This is a genomic window from Bradyrhizobium diversitatis, assembly GCF_016031635.1.
Classification (GTDB): Bacteria; Pseudomonadota; Alphaproteobacteria; order Rhizobiales; family Xanthobacteraceae; genus Bradyrhizobium; species Bradyrhizobium diversitatis.
Map to the genome: position 1 here is coordinate 54,019 of NZ_JACEGD010000001.1, position 16,120 is coordinate 70,138.

A 16,120-nucleotide genomic window follows, 5' to 3' on the forward strand; every position below is an offset into this window, starting at 1 on the left:
TCGCCAAGGAACGGGCCTGTTGTTTCTGTTCGAGGAAGGATGGCCGCAACGGCTATCTGCGGATCACTTTTTTCAGCAACGTCGTCAGCGCCGCGTGCTCCGCAGGGGAAAGAGGCGAAAACGTTTCCCGTGAGATTTCCCTGATCGTCGCGATCGCGTCGGCTGCCACCGCCCGGCCTAAGTCAGTCAGGTCGATCGCCACGCGGCGGCGATCGAGGGGATCGACGATGCTTTCGATGAAGCCCCGGGCCTTCAATCGATTGATCACCCCGGTGATGGTCGCGGAATCATAGTGAATGAGGCGGCCGAGGTGGTTTTGCGAGCAAGGTCCAACCTCGAGCAGTTTCGCGAGAGTGGAGAACTGCGGCGCGGTCAGGCCCTCGATCATCTTTGCCGTGAGGAACGCAGTATGCGTTTTCAATGCCACGCGTAGCAAAAAGCCCGGCTGGTCGTCGAGCACGTAACGCTCGGGCTCGTCGGCAGCAGTCACGGGTTGGATCATTATTTGAGCAGTCTGTGTCACGCGGTGTCGTCAGTCTTGAGCGGCCTTGCGCCCTATGAAGAGAGAGCGTCAGCCAAAACCAGTATCGACGAGGGCTCGGGATGAAGCCTTCGCAGCCTTCCGTAAGTCTCGTGGGAGCCATAGTGGCTGCAGGGGGTAAGCCACGGCAGCGCCATTATGGGTCAGCGCATGCCCGCCGGCACGAACCAAGCACATCGGCTGACAGCCAGTGCTTTCACGACGATACACCGTGAATGCACTTGCTTGCAAGTTGTGCGCTTGCGAACAAGTTTTACGCTTGCATACGAGTGATTGTCAAAATATCGTCCGACATAATGTCTGGAGAGGTAACGCAATTGGCACCCTTGGGAGGCCCAGCGCCCGCTGTTCGCAAGCTCGCCCGGATGGACACATCGCCGTCCGTCGGTGGCTGGGGTGTCGTGGCGTGCCTTGTGCCCGAAGATCGGCGCATCCGGCTGTTGCAGCGATCTTGTTCCCGGGGGACGGGCTTCGGCAGATCGCCGAGCCAGCCGACTCCGCAGGGGCGCATGCGTCACGTGCGCTGCGTCGCGTAGCGCCCGCCAGGCGAGCACGTCACCAGCAATAAGTAGGAGAGATGAATGGCGAAGACCATAGTCGATGTCGAGATGCTCGATGTGTTCAAGGCGGAGCTTGAACTTTGCAAAGTGAAGAAGGGGGAAGTGGTCGCGGTCCTGAGTGGCGGCGACGATCACCCGGAATATGCGCAGACCTTCATGCTTGCGGCGCAGAGCCTCGGCGCGACAACGTTTCATGTGAACGTGCCGAAATATGGCCAGCAGAAGATTGCGGGCGTTCAGGGGCGCCACGCGCTGACCGGAAATCAGCCCGCAATCGACACGCTGAAGCGGGCCGATCTCGTGATTGACTTGCTCGGTCTCCTGTTCTCCGCCGAGCAGGCCGAAATCCAGGCCGCCGGGGCTCGGATCCTGCGCGTCATGGAGCCGTTCCATATCTTGAAGCAGATGTTCCCGACGGAAGATCTCCGCAGGCGGACGGAACTGTCGCGGACCATGCTGCAATCGGCCGAGACTATGCGGATCACGTCACCCGGCGGCACCGACGTGACTTACGGCCTGAGCCAATATCCCGTGATCTCGGAATACGGTTACACCGACGAGCCCGGCCGCTGGGATCATTGGCCTTCGGGCTTTGCGTTCACGCAGGCGACCGATGGCGAGGTCAACGGAACCGTCGTCTTGATGCCGGGCGATATCCTCTGTGCTTTCAAGCGTTACGTTCAGTCACCCGTCACGCTAAAAATCGAGAAAGGTTACATCGTCGATATCCAGGGCGAGGGGCCCGACGCGCTGCTCATCAAGAAATATATCGACAGCTTCGGCGATCCCCGTGGCTGGGCGATCTCTCACATTGGCTGGGGATCGAACGAGCGGGCCAAGTGGCATCATATCGCCTCGACGTCACAGCTCGCGTCCGAGCACATCATGAATGCGCTGTCCTTCTACGGCAATGTGTTGTTCTCGACCGGGCCGAATACCGAGCTTGGCGGCACGAACGATACACCTTGCCATCTCGATATCCCGCTCCAGGGCTGCAGTCTCTGGCTGGATGACATCCACGTTCTGGACCACGGCGAATTTGCACTTCCGGAGCTGAGGGCGCCTGGCCGATAGCTTCCGAACGTCACTTCCAAACCATTCAACAGGATCAATTACGATGCGGATGTTACTCGCGACGACGATTGCAGCCGGGCTTTCCTGGGCCGGAGCGCCGGCATTGGCTTCGGACGACCCGTTTCCCACGAAGCCGATTACCCTGAGTGTCAATTATGGTGCAGGGGGCGGGTCCGATGCGATTGCCCGCGCCCTTGGTCGCGCTCTCGAAAAGTCGCTGAAGCAGCCGGTGGCCATCGAGAATACCGCCGGCGGCGCCGGTACGCGCGGCGTCACCGCCGTCGTAACGGCGCAGCCCGACGGCTATCAAATCGGCGTCGCGACCAATAGCCCGATGACGATCGCCGTTCACACGGTCAAGGGACTGCCTTGGGGAGATCCGAGCACCTACGACATTCTCGGCGGTATCGGCATCGTTTATAACACCATCTGCGTGCAGGCGGACTCGCCACTTCAGACGTTGGACGACGTGGTGAAGTTCGCAAAGGAAAATCCCGGCAAGCTCAAGGTCGCCAGCATCGCCGGCGGCATCAATCAATACACCTGGGATGCCTTTGCCAAAAAGGCGAACATCAATATCAGGTTTGTCCCCTATAGCGGCGATGCCGAAGGCGTCGCTTCGTTTCTCGGCAAGAACACGGAGCTTGCGGCGCTCACCTGGCCCGGACTCAAGGCCCAGATCGAGGTCGGAAAGGCGAGGCCGCTGGCCGTGTTCGGTCCACGACGCATGGAGTCGAACCCGGATGTCCCAACCTTCAAGGAGCTGGGCTACGATGTGGTCACTACCAGCGACTATGTCGTCTATGCGCCGAAAGGAATCCCGGAGTCGCGACGCGTCGTCCTGATCGAAGCCATCAAGCAGAGCATATCGGACCCCGAATTTAGACGCGTGCTGACCACTCAGAACATTCAGGTGAAGTTCACCGATGGCGAGGAGATGACCCGTCAGTTCACGGAGGTCTTCCGCGGCACCGCGCCAACTGCTCAGAGCGGAAAGTAGCTGGTGATGGTCGAAGCGGCAATCGGCGTCGATGTACCGTCAGCACCGAAAATAGTGCGGTCGGCATCGCTGATCCTGACAGCCTTGGGGCTGTTCTATCTCCATCAAGCGTCGATGATGCCGCTAGGGGACCCGCCAGGAACGGGCATCGGCGCCGTTCCGCTTATGGTGGGCACTTGCTGGGTGGCCTTCGGTCTCTATGTGACCATACGCAATCAGAGCGGATTGGTCGATAGCGGGCCATGGCCGAAGGGGCGGGCCGCCCTGCGTGCCCTCTATGCACTTCTCCTGTGCGTCGTTTACATCGTCGGGCTCCCTTTCCTTGGCATCTTTATCACCACCGGGGTCTTCCTCGTCCTCATGGCGCGCCTTGCTGGTGCGCCATCGACGAGCGCGCTCGTTGTCGCGGTCATGACGCCTATCGCGTTCTGGGTGATCTTCTCGTTGGGTCTGAAGGTATCGCTTCCATACGGGTCTCTTCTCGCTGCGGTTCTCGGGAGCTGATGATGGATTTGCTTGGTCAAATGGTCGGCGGGTTTGCCGTCGCCTTGCAGCCGGTCAACATCGGCGCGGCATTGCTGGGCGCGTTGGTCGGCACCGCGACTGGCGTGTTGCCCGGTCTCGGCGTGCTCGGCGCGATGGCGATTCTGATGCCGATCACCATCCATTTCTCGGCGGTCACAGGTCTCATCATGCTGGCCGGCATCTACTACGGCGCAATGTATGGCGGCTCGACGACGGCAATCCTGCTCAGGATTCCAGGTGAAGGCGGCTCGATCGTCACCACGATCGATGGCTACGAGTTCGCGCGAAAGGGGAGAGCCGGTGCTGCGTTGATGATTTGTGCAGTCGGATCGTTCATCGCCGGCACGATCAGCATCGTCGGGCTGAGCTTTTTCACCACCATCCTCGCGGATGTGGCGTTGCGGTTCTCGTCGCCTGAATTTTGCCTGCTGGCGCTTCTCGGAGCTCTGACGCTGGTCCGGATCACGGGGAACGACCCGGCGCAGAACACGCTGATGCTGCTGGTCGGCGTTGCCTTGGCGACGATTGGTGTCGATGCGGTGAGTGGCGATACACGCTTCACGTTCGACACCAATTTCCTCGGATTAGGCTTCGATCTCGTGCCGATAACGCTTGGGCTGTACGGCCTGAGCGAGCTGTTTCATCTCCTCGCATCGCATACCGGATTCCCGCGTGCCGATACGGTACGCCTGCGTGACATGATTCCGACACGCTCCGAATGGTCGCGCGCGTGGCCTGCGATCGTCCGAGGGTCGGGCATCGGCTTTCTCATCGGACTACTGCCGGGGCCCGGCTCGCTCACATCGACATTCGCTTCATACGGTGTCGAGAAGGCGATCGCCCGCACCCATCGTGATGAGTTCGGCAAGGGCGCCGTGGAGGGCTTTGCCGGTCCGGAAGCGGCGAACAATGCGGTGGCGACCTCTGCGCTGGTACCTGTTCTCAGTCTGGGCATTCCGTTCACGCCAAACGTGGCGTTGATGCTGGGCGCGCTTATCGTACAAGGCATCCAACCTGGACCGCTGCTGCTGTCGCAACATCCCGACGTTGTATGGGGGCTCCTGGCCTCGATGTATATCGGAAACGTCGCGCTGCTCGCGTTGAACCTGCCGCTGGTCGGGTTATGGGTAAGGCTCCTGAGGGTACCGCAATATGCGCTGATCGGCTTCATTTTCGCCATCAGCTTTATTGGCGTCTACACGATGCGGAGCAGCTATTGGGACCTCTGCGTCCTGGTCGGCTTTGGGGCGATCGGTGCGATCCTGCGCCAGATCGGATTCGACCTTGCGCCGCTCGTGCTCGGATTGGTGATCGGCCCGATCTTCGAGAAAGCGCTTCGGGAGACGCTCTTTCTCAGCGGCGGCGATCTGTCGATCTTCGTGACCCGGCCGATCAGCGCGACATTGTCCGCACTGTGTGTCGTGGCGGTGGTTGGCCCAACCCTTGCCACGCTGTGGCGAAGAAGAGCCGCCGTTACAAAACAGGTGTAGCGCGACATTCCCATTCCATCACTCGGCATTTTTTCACTCGGCATTGCCGGGGTGACGCTCCACGGAGAACATCAGTGCAATATGCAGGCGAGAAATTCTATCCAGAGGGTGTCCGCTGGGACGAACCGATCGCAGTCGGTCTCGTGCCGGCGTTGCTGGAGGAATCGGCGCGCAAATTCGGCGATCGCGCGGCGATTGAATTTCGCGATCGTCAGATCAGCTATCGGGAGCTGAACGCAAAGGTCGCACAGGCTGCAGCCGCTTATCTGCGAGACGGCCTCGCGCGCGGCACCAGCATCGGGCTCTTTCTCGGCAACACGCCCGATCATCCGGTCAACTTCTTCGGTGCGCTCAAGGCCGGCGCACGCATTGTGCATCTCAGTCCGCTCGACGGCGAGATCACGCTGAAGCACAAGCTGACCGATAGCGGCGCCCGTGTGGTCGTGACCAGCAACCTGTCGTCGATTTTCCCCCGAGCGCTCGAATTGCTCGACGCCGGCATCATCGACCGCATCATCGTCTGCGAAGATGAGGCGTGGGGCGAGGCGGAGAATAAGCTGGCGTCCTACGACAAGCGGCCTGCGATCGTCACCTACGCCGAATTCAACGCGGAGGCTCGGCTTCCCGCGGCCTGGCCGGCCGTTGAACTGGATGACGTGGCGCTGCTGCAGTATACCGGGGGGACGACCGGCTTGCCTAAAGGCGCGATGCTTACGCATCGCAATCTGACCGCCGCGGTCTCGATCCGGGAAGTCTGGACGCGATCATTCCGGGCGAAGCGGAATGTTGCCGAGCGCGTCATCTGTGCGCTTCCACTGTTCCATATCTATGCCTTGACGCTCATCCTGATGAAGCGGCTGCGTTACGGCGATCTGATTTCCCTGCATCAGCGTTTCGATCTCGAGGGAATCATGCGGGATATCGAGGTCAAGCGTGCGACGGTGTTTCCGGGCGTGCCGACCATGTGGATCGCCATCACCAGCCTGCCTGATCTGGACCGCCGCGATCTGTCGTCGCTGGCCTATTGCAGTTCGGGCGGGGCGCCGCTTCCGGTCGAGGTCGGCGCGATCTTCGAGCGTAAGACCGGCCTCCGGCTGCGGAGCGGCTGGGGCATGACGGAAACCGCGTCGCCCGGCACGACGCATCCGTCGAACGGGCCGGACAAGCCCGGCTCGATCGGGCTGATGCTGCCCGGCATCGAGATCGACATCGTGGCGCATGACGACCCGCATCGCGTCTTGCCGGCTGGTGAGGTGGGCGAACTGCGCATCCGCGGGCCAAACGTAACGCGTGGCTATTGGAACCGGGACGAAGGGCGGTCCGAATGGTTCATCGGCGATCGCTTCCTCACCGGTGACATCGGCTACATGGATGCGGATGGTTGGTTCTATCTCGTCGATCGCAAGAAGGATCTCATCATCTCGGGTGGGTTCAACGTCTATCCGCAGCTGATCGAACAGGCGATCTACACCCACCCCGACGTCAAGGAGGTGCTGGTCGTCGGTATTCCCGATGAATATCGCGGAGAGGCTGCCAAGGCCTATATCACGCTCCGGCCGGACGCTGCGCGCTTCAGCATCGACCACCTGCGCGCCTTCCTGACCGGCAAGATCGGCAAGCACGAACTGCCGGCGGAGCTCGAGTTCATCGACGAACTGCCCCGCACCAATGTAGGCAAGCTGTCTCGGCAAGCGCTGCGCGATCAACTCTCATCTCGTCCTGCCTAAACTGGGAATCATTCTATGGCTGATGCTGTTATCGTATCCACTGCGCGTACCCCGATCGGGAAGGCCTATCGCGGCGCGCTCAACAACACCGACGGTGCCACCCTGCTCGGTGAGGCGATCAAGGCGGCAGTGGCGCGGGCCGAGGTCGATCCTGGCGACATCGAAGACGTTGTCATGGGAGCCGCGATGCAGCAGGGCACGACCGGCGGCAATATCGCTCGCAAGGCGCTGTTGCGCGCAGGTCTGCCGGTATCGGTGTCGGGCACGACGGTCGATCGCCTGTGTGCATCGGGACTGCAGGCCATCGCCATCGCCGCACGGTCGGTGATCCATGACGGTGTCCAGATCGCCGTCGGGGGTGGGGGCCAATCGATCAGCCTGGTGCAGAACGAGCACGCCAATACCTATCGTGCCGTCGATCCCGTGCTGATGGAGCTGAAGCCTGACGTCTATATGCCGATGCTCGACACCGCCGAGGTGGTTGCAAAACGTTATGCGATCTCGCGAGATCGTCAGGACGAATATTCCTTCGATAGCCAAATGCGGACCGCATCGGCCCAGACGAGCGGAAAGTTTGACGACGAGATCGTGCCGCTGTCGGTCACGATGTCGGTCAGCAACAAAGAGACAAAGGAAACCAGCCTGAAGGACGTCACGCTCGTTCAGGATGAGGGACCTCGTCCGGATACGACGCTGGAGGGGCTCGCCAAGCTGAGGCCTGTGCGCGACAGCGGCAGCATCACGGCCGGCAATGCCAGCCAGCTCTCGGACGGCGCGAGCGCGATGGTGATCATGAGCGACAAGGAAGCCGGCAAGCGTGGCTTGAAGCCGCTCGGCATTTTCCGGGGTTTCGTGTCGGCCGGCTGCGAGCCGGACGAAATGGGGATCGGTCCCATTTACGCCGTGCCGCGGCTCCTCGCGCGTCACGGTCTGCGCATCGACGACATCGACTTGTGGGAGCTGAACGAAGCCTTCGCCGTTCAGGTGCTTTACTGCCGGGACAAGCTCGGAATTGATCCTGCCAGGCTGAACGTCAATGGTGGCGCCATTTCCATGGGCCATCCTTACGGGATGAGTGGCGCGCGGCTGGCCGGTCATCTTCTCATCGAGGGACGTCGCCGCAAGATCAAATATGGCGTCGCCACCATGTGCGTTGGTGGCGGCATGGGAACCGCCGGCTTGTTCGAGATCATCCACTGATCCGAGCGCTGAGAAAATCGTGGCGGAGCGTGACCCGGTCGCCAGGACCGGGCTCCGATGCTTGCGCCTGTTGAGATTGTTCTGATGGGAGACTTGAATTGAGCGACGCCGTCAAACTCGCGCTGGTCGATTATTGCGCGTTGATTATCATCGATGCGCCACCGGTGAACGCTCTGAGCGTGGCCGTACGCCGCGGCATCTTCGAGAGCGTCCAGGCCGCGAATGCGGATGCCGCGGTTCGGACCATCGTGATGACCTGCGCTGGCCGCACCTTCATTGCCGGTGCGGATATCACCGAATTCGGCAAGCCGCCGCAGCCGCCGGCCCTCAATGAGGTGATCACGGCTATTGAAAGCTGCAGCAAGCCGGTGATCGCGGCGATCCACGGCACAGCGCTTGGCGGCGGCCTTGAGCTCGCGCTCGGCTGTCACTTCCGCGTTGCCGTCAAGGATGCCAAGCTCGGCTTGCCCGAGGTCAAACTCGGCCTGCTGCCGGGCGCGGGCGGAACGCAGCGCCTGCCGCGGGCGGTCGGCCCGGAGTTCGGCGTCAGGATGATCGTCACCGGGGAGCCGATCGGCGCGCCTGAAGCGCTCGATCATGGCCTCATCGACGAGATCGTCGAGAGCCAGGCGGACGGCGCGATCGCATTCGCGAGGAAGCTCGTGGCGGAACAGCGCCCGCTGCTGCTGCTACGCAACGATGATTCCAAGCTCGTGGCGGCCAAGGCGGATCGTTCGCTTTTTGCCGCCGCTGCTGCAGCGGCCACCAAGAAGAACCGTGGCCTGAATGCGCCGCTGGCCTGCGCGGAGGCGGTGAGCTGGACGCTGGATACGCCTTTTGACGAGGCGCTGAAGAAAGAGCGCGAGGCCTTTTTGAAGCTGGTCGCCGACGATCAGGCGAAGGCACAGCGCCATGCCTTCTTCGCTGAGCGGGAAGCGGTCAAGGTTCGAGACGTGGCGGACGGCGTGAAGCCGCGTCCGGTCGGGCGCGTCGCCATCATCGGCGCCGGCACCATGGGCGGTGGCATCGCTATGTCCTTCGCTAATGCGGGCATTCCGGTGACCCTGATCGAAACCGGGGAAGAACAACTGACACGCGGCCTCGGCACGATGCGGAAGAACTGGGACGCCACGGCGGCGCGCGGCGGCATCCCGGCGGATGAGCCGGCGAAGCGGATGGCGCTGATCGACGGCAAGGTCGGCCTCGAGAACGTCAGGGATGCCGACCTCGTCATCGAGGCCGTGTTCGAGACCATGGCGATCAAGAAAGCGGTCTTCACCGCCATCGACGCCAACGCTAGGCCCGGCGCGGTGCTGGCCACCAACACCTCCTATCTCGACATCAACGAGATCGCTGCGGTCACCCGCCGGCCGCAGGACGTGTTGGGCATGCATTTCTTCTCGCCGGCCAACATCATGAAGCTGTGCGAGGTCGTGCGCGCCAAACAAACCGCGCCCGATGCGCTGTTGACCGCAACGACGCTGGCCAAGCGCATCGGCAAGACGCCGGTCGTCGTCGGCGTCTGCCATGGCTTCGTGGGTAACCGTATGCTGGCCGTCCGCGGCCTGCAGGGAGAGGCCCTGCTCAAGAGCGGCGCGCTTCCGGAAGAGGTGGACGCGGTGCTTACGCGGTTCGGCTTTTCGATGGGGCCGTTCGCCATGGGCGATCTCGCAGGTCTCGATATCGGCTGGCGTTCGCGTCAGGACCGCGGCATTCGCTGGGACATTGCCGATGCCATCTGCGAGGCCGGCCGTCTTGGGCAGAAGACTTCGAAGGGCTATTATCGATACGAGCCGGGGTCGCGTGCGCCGATTCCGGACCCCAAGGTCGAACAATTGATCGACGCGACGTGTAAGCGCCTCGGTCTGACCCGTCGCACCATCGGCGATCAGGAAATTCTGGAGCGCATGATCTATCCGATGATCAATGAAGGCGCGCGCATCCTCGAAGAGAAGATCGCCGCGCGCCCGGGCGACATCGATGTGATCTGGCTGTACGGCTATGGTTGGCCGATCCATCGCGGCGGGCCAATGTTCTATGCGGATCTCGTTGGCCTCAGGACCATCGTCGAACGGCTCGAATTCTATGCGCGGAGCCTGAACGAGCCGGCCTTGAAGCCCACCGCGCTGCTCGGGCGCCTTGCGGACGAGGGCGCAACCTTTGCCTCGCTCAATACCGAGAAGACCCGCGGCTGACGCAACCCTTGCGGTAAGCGCTTGCGCCGCTCCATGTCCTGTCGGCGCGCGATGCTGCGCGAGCCGACACATTCGCAGCATTGCTGCGACTGCACAATATCTCCCTCCGCTATGGGCAAAGCTTAATCACTCGCAAGCAAGCATAGAGCTTGTACACGAGTGATATACCGATTACCGTCCTGCCAAGTGCCAATCATCCGCCCCCAAGGATTTAAGAACATGCATCAGCTTCTTGCGATCTTACTCACGCTTTGCACCCTCATCGCGGCTGAGCAAGCCGCGGCTGCTGAAAAGATCAATGTTCTACTGCCGCAGCGAAACGCCAATGAAGCGATTGCGCCTTTCATCGCGGCGAAATATCTCGGCTATCTCGATCAGGAGGGAATTGAGGCTTCCTACCTGCTCGCTGCGGGTTCGAACGAGGTGGCGATCCAGGTTGCGACCGGAAACGCACCGATCGGCTGGGCCAGCCCAGCGCAGGCGGTGATCGGTATGCAGGATGGCGACGCGCAGCTGGATCTGCGTTATTTTTCTGCAGTCGAATATCGCAATATCTGGTCGATTTCGGTGCCGGTCGACAGCCCTGTCAGTTCGGTGGCCGAACTGAAGGGCAAGCGCATCGGCGTGACAGCGCTGGGCAGCGCCGGCATGAATTACGGAAAGGCGTATCTGCGGGCGGCCGGTCTCAATCCCGATCGGGATGTCACCTTCATCCCCATCGGGGCGGGCGGTCAGGCGATCACCGCCATGAAGCAGAAGGTGGTGGACGCCATCGTGTTCTGGGAAACTGCGAACATCACGTTCGGCATCGCCGGATCGCCGGTCCGGCAGCTGCCGATCGAACAGAAGCTCACGACATTGCCCGACGTGTCGCTGCTGGCCAGGAACGAAACCATCAAGAAGAATCCCAAGCTCCTCGTCGGCTTCGCCCGCGCATTGGCGAAAGGCCTGGATTTCTGCCTCGCCAATCGTCCGGCCTGCGTATTGATGACCTGGAAAATCTATCCCGAGAGCAAGCCCGCGGAAGGCACTCCAGAGCAGAAGCTCGAGCGCGGTCTGAAAATGACGACGACGTGGGACGGCTGGACTGATGCCCAACTGGGCGACAGGCGCGGTGAATTCATCGAATCCCGTTGGAACGATCTCAGCGAATTCCTGCTGCAGGGCGGGCAGATCGCGAAGCCGGTACCCGCATCGCGTATGTTTACCAATGAGTTCGTCGGCGAGATCAACAATTACGACCGTGCAGCGATCATGAAGCAGGCGAAAGAGTTCGATCTGAAGTCGCTGCAGTGAACCGCGCTTCGAGCGCTGCTCCGGTCGAAACAACAGCGTGCAGACCATCAATCAGTGAACGAGATTCATTCATTTATGTTGACTTCGCCCCTTAGCGCGTCCGATGAGACGGTGCAGAGCCGCAGCCGGACGCTCATCACGATCGAGAACGTCGAAAAAAAGTTCGTCACGCATTCCGGTGACGTCGTGACGGCATTGGCCAGGGTCAGCCTCGACATCAGGGAAAACGAGTTCGTCTCGGTTGTCGGACCGAGCGGGTGCGGCAAGACGACGTTGCTTCGCATCCTCGCCGGCCTATCGTCGGTCACCTCGGGCGAAGTGAGATTCGATGGCGATCGCCTTCGCGGTCCCCGATCCGATGTCGGCATCGTCTTCCAACAGGCGCTGCTGCTGCCCTGGAATACGGTGCTCGACAATGTTCTACTGTCGCCTCACTTGAGGAATGATCGTTCCGAGAAGACGCGGCGCCGGGCGGAAGAACTGCTGACCTTCATGGGGCTCGCCGAGTTCGCCAGGAAGTATCCGTTCGAATTGTCCGGTGGCATGCAGCAGCGCGTTGCGATCTGCCGCGCGCTGATGCGCGAACCGAAAGTTCTGCTGATGGACGAGCCCTTCGGCGCGCTCGATGCCATGACGCGCGAATCGCTCAATGTCGAACTGATGCGTGTCTGCTCCGAGGAGAAGAAGACGGTTCTCTTCATCACGCACAGCATTCCCGAGGCAGTGCTGCTCGGAGACCGCGTGGTCGTCATGTCGCCCCGGCCCGGCCGAATCTCCGAGATCATCGACGTCGATATCGCGCGGCCGCGAAGCCTGAAGACAATGGCAAACAAGCGGTTCGGTGAAATCTGCGACCAGATCCGGACCATTTTCGGTTCTGAAGCTCCGATGGTGACCTCGCTATGAAGAACGCACGTCTGAATCTGATGTCCCCCAGCTATCAGGTGTTTGGCCTCGCGGTGGTTCTGCTCGCGGTCTGGGAAAGCATTTGTCGCTACGGGCACGTCTCGCCGTTGGTGCTGCCGGCACCGAGCGGCATTGTGGTTCGCTTGTACGTAATGTTCGCCGAAGGAGCGGTGTGGCCGCACCTCATGGTTACCCTGACCGAAGTTCTGATCGGGTTTGGTATCGGCATCGCGTCCGGGCTCGTGGTGGGGGCGCTGGTGTCGCTGGTGCCGGCGGTCGAGAAGCTCGTGTATCCCTATCTCGTGGCGTTGCAGACGGTCCCGAAAGTGGCGGTCGCGCCGCTTCTGGTCATCTGGTTCGGATACGGCCTGACCTCGAAAGTCGTCATCACTGCCTTGATCTGCTTCTTTCCGATCCTTGTGAGCGTGATCTCCGGTTTTCATGCCACCGATCGGGATCAATTGGACATGATGAAGGCATACGGGGCGACGACGCTGCAGACCTTGGTGCGCCTGCGGATTCCATCCGCGTTGGTGCTGATCTTCGCCGGTCTTGAGATCGCCTCAGTGCTGGCGGTGATTGGCACCATCGTCGGCGAGTTTGTCGGCGCGCAGGCGGGTCTCGGTTACCTGATCATGACCTATAATTTCAATCTGGACGTCACCGGCGTATTCGCCGTTCTGATCATCCTTTCGGCGATCGGTATGACGCTGCACAGCGTCACCCGCTTCGCGGGCCGGCGATACATCTTCTGGATCCGGCGGGAGCCAGTGGCGGTGATGCCGCACTAGGACTGTCATCGCGCACCGACAAGAGGCGCAGAGCCTCGCTCCCGCTTCGCCGGGATGGCGCAGGTGCGGCGATGCGGCCAAATATTCGTTTGCCTGATCTGGAGTCGTTTCACAATGGACTTGAGCTTTTCACCCGAGGAAGTCGCGTTTCGGGACGATGTGCGTGCCTTCTTCAGGGACAATGTCGATGCTGCGGTGCGCCAGAAGCTGTTCGAAACCCGGCACATCACAAAGGATGAGCAGGTGAGCTGGCAGCGAACGCTCCATAAAAAGGGCTGGGGCGTACCGCATTGGCCGGTGGAATATGGCGGCACCGGCTGGAGTGCGGTGAAGCAGTATATCTTCCTCGAGGAGCTGCAGAGATATCCCGCGCCGGCGCCGCTGCCGTTCGGCGTCAACATGGTCGGCCCCGTCATCTACACGTTCGGAAACGAAACCCAGAAGAAGTATTATCTGCCGCGCATCGCCAACATGGATGATTGGTGGTGCCAAGGCTTTTCCGAACCCGGGGCCGGCTCGGACCTGGCTTCACTGAAGACGTCGGCAAACAGGAAGGGCGACACCTATATCGTCAACGGCCAGAAGACGTGGACCACGCTGGCGCAGCATGCCGACTGGATCTTCTGCCTCTGCCGCACCGATCCGACCGCCAGGAAGCAGTCGGGCATTTCCTTCATCCTCATCGACATGAAGACGAAGGGCATTACGGTGCGCCCAATCCAGATGATTGATGGTGGGGTAGAGATCAACGAGGTCTTCTTCGATGACGTGGTGGTGCCTGTCGAGAACCTCGTCGGTGAGGAGAACAAGGGCTGGGATTACGCCAAATTCCTGCTCGGCCACGAACGTGTCAACATCGCCCGCGTCGGCATCTCCAAGGCGCGGATCGGCCGCATCAAGGAACTGGCGGCCCGGACCATGGCCGGCGGCAGACCACTGATCGAAGATCCACTGTTCCGGCAAAAGCTCGCCTCCACGGAGATCGAGCTGAAGGCGCTGGAGCTGACGCAGATGCGAGTGGTCGCTGCCGAGGGCAAGCATGGCAAGGGCAAGCCCGACCCGGCCTCGTCGATCCTGAAGATCAAGGGCTCGGAAATCCAGCAGACGTTGACCGAGTTGCTGCTTGAGGTCACCGGTCCGTTCGCGCTGCCATTCCTGCAAGACGATGCGCGCAACACAAATGACGACTGGGCGTCGCCGATTGCGCCGACCTATTTCAACTACCGCAAGGTGTCGATCTATGGCGGCTCCAACGAGATCCAGCGCAACATCATCGCGAAAGCGGTGTTGGGACTCTGATCTGCCGAAAGCACGTCATTGCTAGCACCGGAGCAACAAAGCAATTCCGAGGCCACGAGCAAGCCTGGATTGATTCGGCGCAAGAGCGCCTCGCAATGACGGCGACTTCAAACATTCACCACGCCGCGTCGCGCGCGATCCGAGAGAAAAGAGAATGGATTTTGATCTTTCCGAGGAGCAGCGCCTCCTCAAGGATAGCATCGACGGGCTGCTGAAATCGTCCTACGATTTCGACGCTCGCAAGAAATATCTCGCCGAGAGGGATGGCTACAGCAGAGCGATCTGGGACAAGTTCGCTGAACAGGGCCTGCTGGGCCTGCCATTCTCGGAGGACGACGGAGGCTTTGGCGCCGGTCCGGTCGAGACCATGATCGTGATGGAGGCGCTCGGCCGCAATCTGGTGATCGAGCCTTATCTCGACACGGTGGTGCTTGGCGGCGGATTCCTGCGCCGTGCGTCACGCGAGCAGCGCGCAGCCTATCTGCCGGGCATCATTGACGGGTCCAAGACCCTGGCCTTCGCCCAGCTGGAGCTCGACTCGCGCTACGATCTCGGCGATGTCGCCACATCGGCGAAGAAGAACGGCTCGGGCTATGTGCTCAACGGCGAGAAAGTTGTCGCCGGTCATGGTGACACCGCCGGCACCATTATCATCACCGCCCGCACCGCCGGCGGCCAGCGCGACGCCAAGGGCGTCGGCGTGTTCCTGGTGCCCGCCGATGCCAAGGGCGTCGATATCCGCGGCTACGAGACCCAGGACGGCAGCCGCGCCGCCGATATCAAGCTCGCCAATGTCGAGGTCGGCGCCGATGCGGTGATCGGCGATGTCGAGGACGGTCTGCTCATCGTCAACCAGGTGGTCGACGACGCCCGCATCGCGCTGTGCGCCGAGGCAGTCGGCGCGATGGAGGAGGCTGTCAAGATCTCTGTCGAATATATCAAGGAGCGCAAGCAGTTCGGTGTTGCCATCGGCTCGTTCCAGGCACTGCAGCACCGCGCCGCCGACATGTTCACCGCGCTGGAGACCGCGCGCAGCATGTCTTACCTGGCCTCGATGGCGTCGAACTTCACCGATCTCAACGAGCGCGCCAAGACGGTCGCAGCGGCCAAGGTGCAGATCGGCCGCTCCGCGCGCTTCGTAGGCCAGAGCGGTGTTCATCTACATGGTGGCATCGGGGTTACCATGGAATATCGCATCGGCCACTATTTTAAGCGGCTGACTATGATCGATCACCAGTTCGGCGATGCCGATTTTCACTTGGCCCGCATCGCTGCAACGGGCGGCATCATCCGGTGATTAATGCCGCGTGGCGCCTTGGCAGCCTCCGCAACGATCGCGAGGTCATCGACGAGCTCGCAACCCCGGCGGAAGTCGCCAGCGATCATCAGGCGCTTGAGTTCGGATCGAGTTCTTCGCGTGGGCGAGCAGGGCGGTGGCACGGTGCAGGTGAAGGTGGCCTTCTCCCGCAAGCCCCGTTCTCGTCTGGGACGCCGCAACGAATTCGCAACGAATTGG

General features: G+C 61.4%; 14 protein-coding genes. 12 read left to right on the forward strand and 2 right to left on the reverse strand.

All coding sequences use genetic code 11. The features are described from left to right. Positions 1–52: 52 nt before the first annotated feature. The gene (locus H1B27_RS00255) at positions 53–490 is read right to left on the reverse strand and encodes a MarR family winged helix-turn-helix transcriptional regulator (RefSeq protein WP_225144454.1); all 438 of its coding nucleotides are present in this window, start codon (positions 488–490) and stop codon (positions 53–55) included. A 632-nt stretch (positions 491–1,122) separates the two neighbouring features. Between H1B27_RS00255 and H1B27_RS00260 the strand changes: the two genes are divergently transcribed. The 3 genes from H1B27_RS00260 to H1B27_RS00270 are packed head-to-tail and all read left to right on the forward strand — an operon-like array spanning position 1,123 to position 3,679. Beyond that, positions 1,123–2,175 (forward strand): 2,5-dihydroxypyridine 5,6-dioxygenase NicX family protein, encoded by a 1,053-nt coding sequence (locus H1B27_RS00260; RefSeq protein WP_197964531.1) that lies wholly within the window; start codon positions 1,123–1,125, stop codon positions 2,173–2,175. A gap of 49 nt (positions 2,176–2,224) precedes the next feature. Further along, a complete protein-coding gene (locus H1B27_RS00265; protein ID WP_197964532.1) occupies positions 2,225–3,175 on the forward strand; it encodes a Bug family tripartite tricarboxylate transporter substrate binding protein in 951 nt (316 codons plus the stop codon). A gap of 6 nt (positions 3,176–3,181) precedes the next feature. Beyond that, on the forward strand, positions 3,182–3,679 hold the full coding sequence (locus H1B27_RS00270; RefSeq protein WP_246515072.1) for a tripartite tricarboxylate transporter TctB family protein: 498 nt from the start codon (positions 3,182–3,184) through the stop codon (positions 3,677–3,679). A gap of 16 nt (positions 3,680–3,695) precedes the next feature. Here H1B27_RS00270 and H1B27_RS00275 read toward each other — a convergent pair whose 3' ends face one another. Further along, the gene (locus H1B27_RS00275) at positions 3,696–3,869 is read right to left on the reverse strand and encodes a hypothetical protein (protein WP_197964722.1); all 174 of its coding nucleotides are present in this window, start codon (positions 3,867–3,869) and stop codon (positions 3,696–3,698) included. Between H1B27_RS00275 and H1B27_RS39885 the strand changes: the two genes are divergently transcribed. From H1B27_RS39885 to H1B27_RS00320, 9 genes are all read left to right on the forward strand, one after another. After that, the gene (locus H1B27_RS39885) at positions 3,802–5,190 is read left to right on the forward strand and encodes a tripartite tricarboxylate transporter permease (RefSeq protein ID WP_311976905.1); all 1,389 of its coding nucleotides are present in this window, start codon (positions 3,802–3,804) and stop codon (positions 5,188–5,190) included. The two genes, H1B27_RS00275 and H1B27_RS39885, sit on opposite strands and share 68 nt — an antisense overlap. A 74-nt stretch (positions 5,191–5,264) precedes the next feature. Then, positions 5,265–6,917, forward strand: coding sequence for a dicarboxylate--CoA ligase PimA (gene pimA, locus H1B27_RS00285; RefSeq protein WP_197964534.1), 1,653 nt, complete (start codon positions 5,265–5,267; stop codon positions 6,915–6,917). A gap of 15 nt (positions 6,918–6,932) precedes the next feature. After that, positions 6,933–8,117: an acetyl-CoA C-acyltransferase gene (locus tag H1B27_RS00290; protein ID WP_197964535.1), complete on the forward strand. Its 1,185-nt coding sequence runs from the start codon at positions 6,933–6,935 to the stop codon at positions 8,115–8,117. A 98-nt stretch (positions 8,118–8,215) separates the two neighbouring features. Further along, positions 8,216–10,312 (forward strand): 3-hydroxyacyl-CoA dehydrogenase NAD-binding domain-containing protein, encoded by a 2,097-nt coding sequence (locus H1B27_RS00295; RefSeq protein WP_197964536.1) that lies wholly within the window; start codon positions 8,216–8,218, stop codon positions 10,310–10,312. A 219-nt stretch (positions 10,313–10,531) separates the two neighbouring features. Continuing rightward, the gene (locus tag H1B27_RS00300; RefSeq protein ID WP_197964537.1) at positions 10,532–11,608 is read left to right on the forward strand and encodes an ABC transporter substrate-binding protein; all 1,077 of its coding nucleotides are present in this window, start codon (positions 10,532–10,534) and stop codon (positions 11,606–11,608) included. 75 nt (positions 11,609–11,683) lie between these two features. After that, positions 11,684–12,514: an ABC transporter ATP-binding protein gene (locus tag H1B27_RS00305; RefSeq protein WP_197964538.1), complete on the forward strand. Its 831-nt coding sequence runs from the start codon at positions 11,684–11,686 to the stop codon at positions 12,512–12,514. Next, complete coding sequence (locus H1B27_RS00310) at positions 12,511–13,305, forward strand: ABC transporter permease (RefSeq protein ID WP_197964539.1); 795 nt, start codon at positions 12,511–12,513, stop codon at positions 13,303–13,305. The genes H1B27_RS00305 and H1B27_RS00310 overlap by 4 nt, the downstream gene beginning before the upstream one ends. A gap of 114 nt (positions 13,306–13,419) precedes the next feature. Then, positions 13,420–14,604 carry a pimeloyl-CoA dehydrogenase large subunit gene (gene pimC / locus H1B27_RS00315; RefSeq protein WP_197964540.1) on the forward strand — a complete coding sequence of 395 codons (1,185 nt, stop codon included), beginning with the start codon at positions 13,420–13,422 and terminating at the stop codon, positions 14,602–14,604. 154 nt (positions 14,605–14,758) lie between these two features. Next, on the forward strand, positions 14,759–15,901 hold the full coding sequence (locus H1B27_RS00320) for an acyl-CoA dehydrogenase family protein (RefSeq protein WP_197964541.1): 1,143 nt from the start codon (positions 14,759–14,761) through the stop codon (positions 15,899–15,901). The last annotated feature ends 219 nt before the right edge of the window (positions 15,902–16,120 follow it).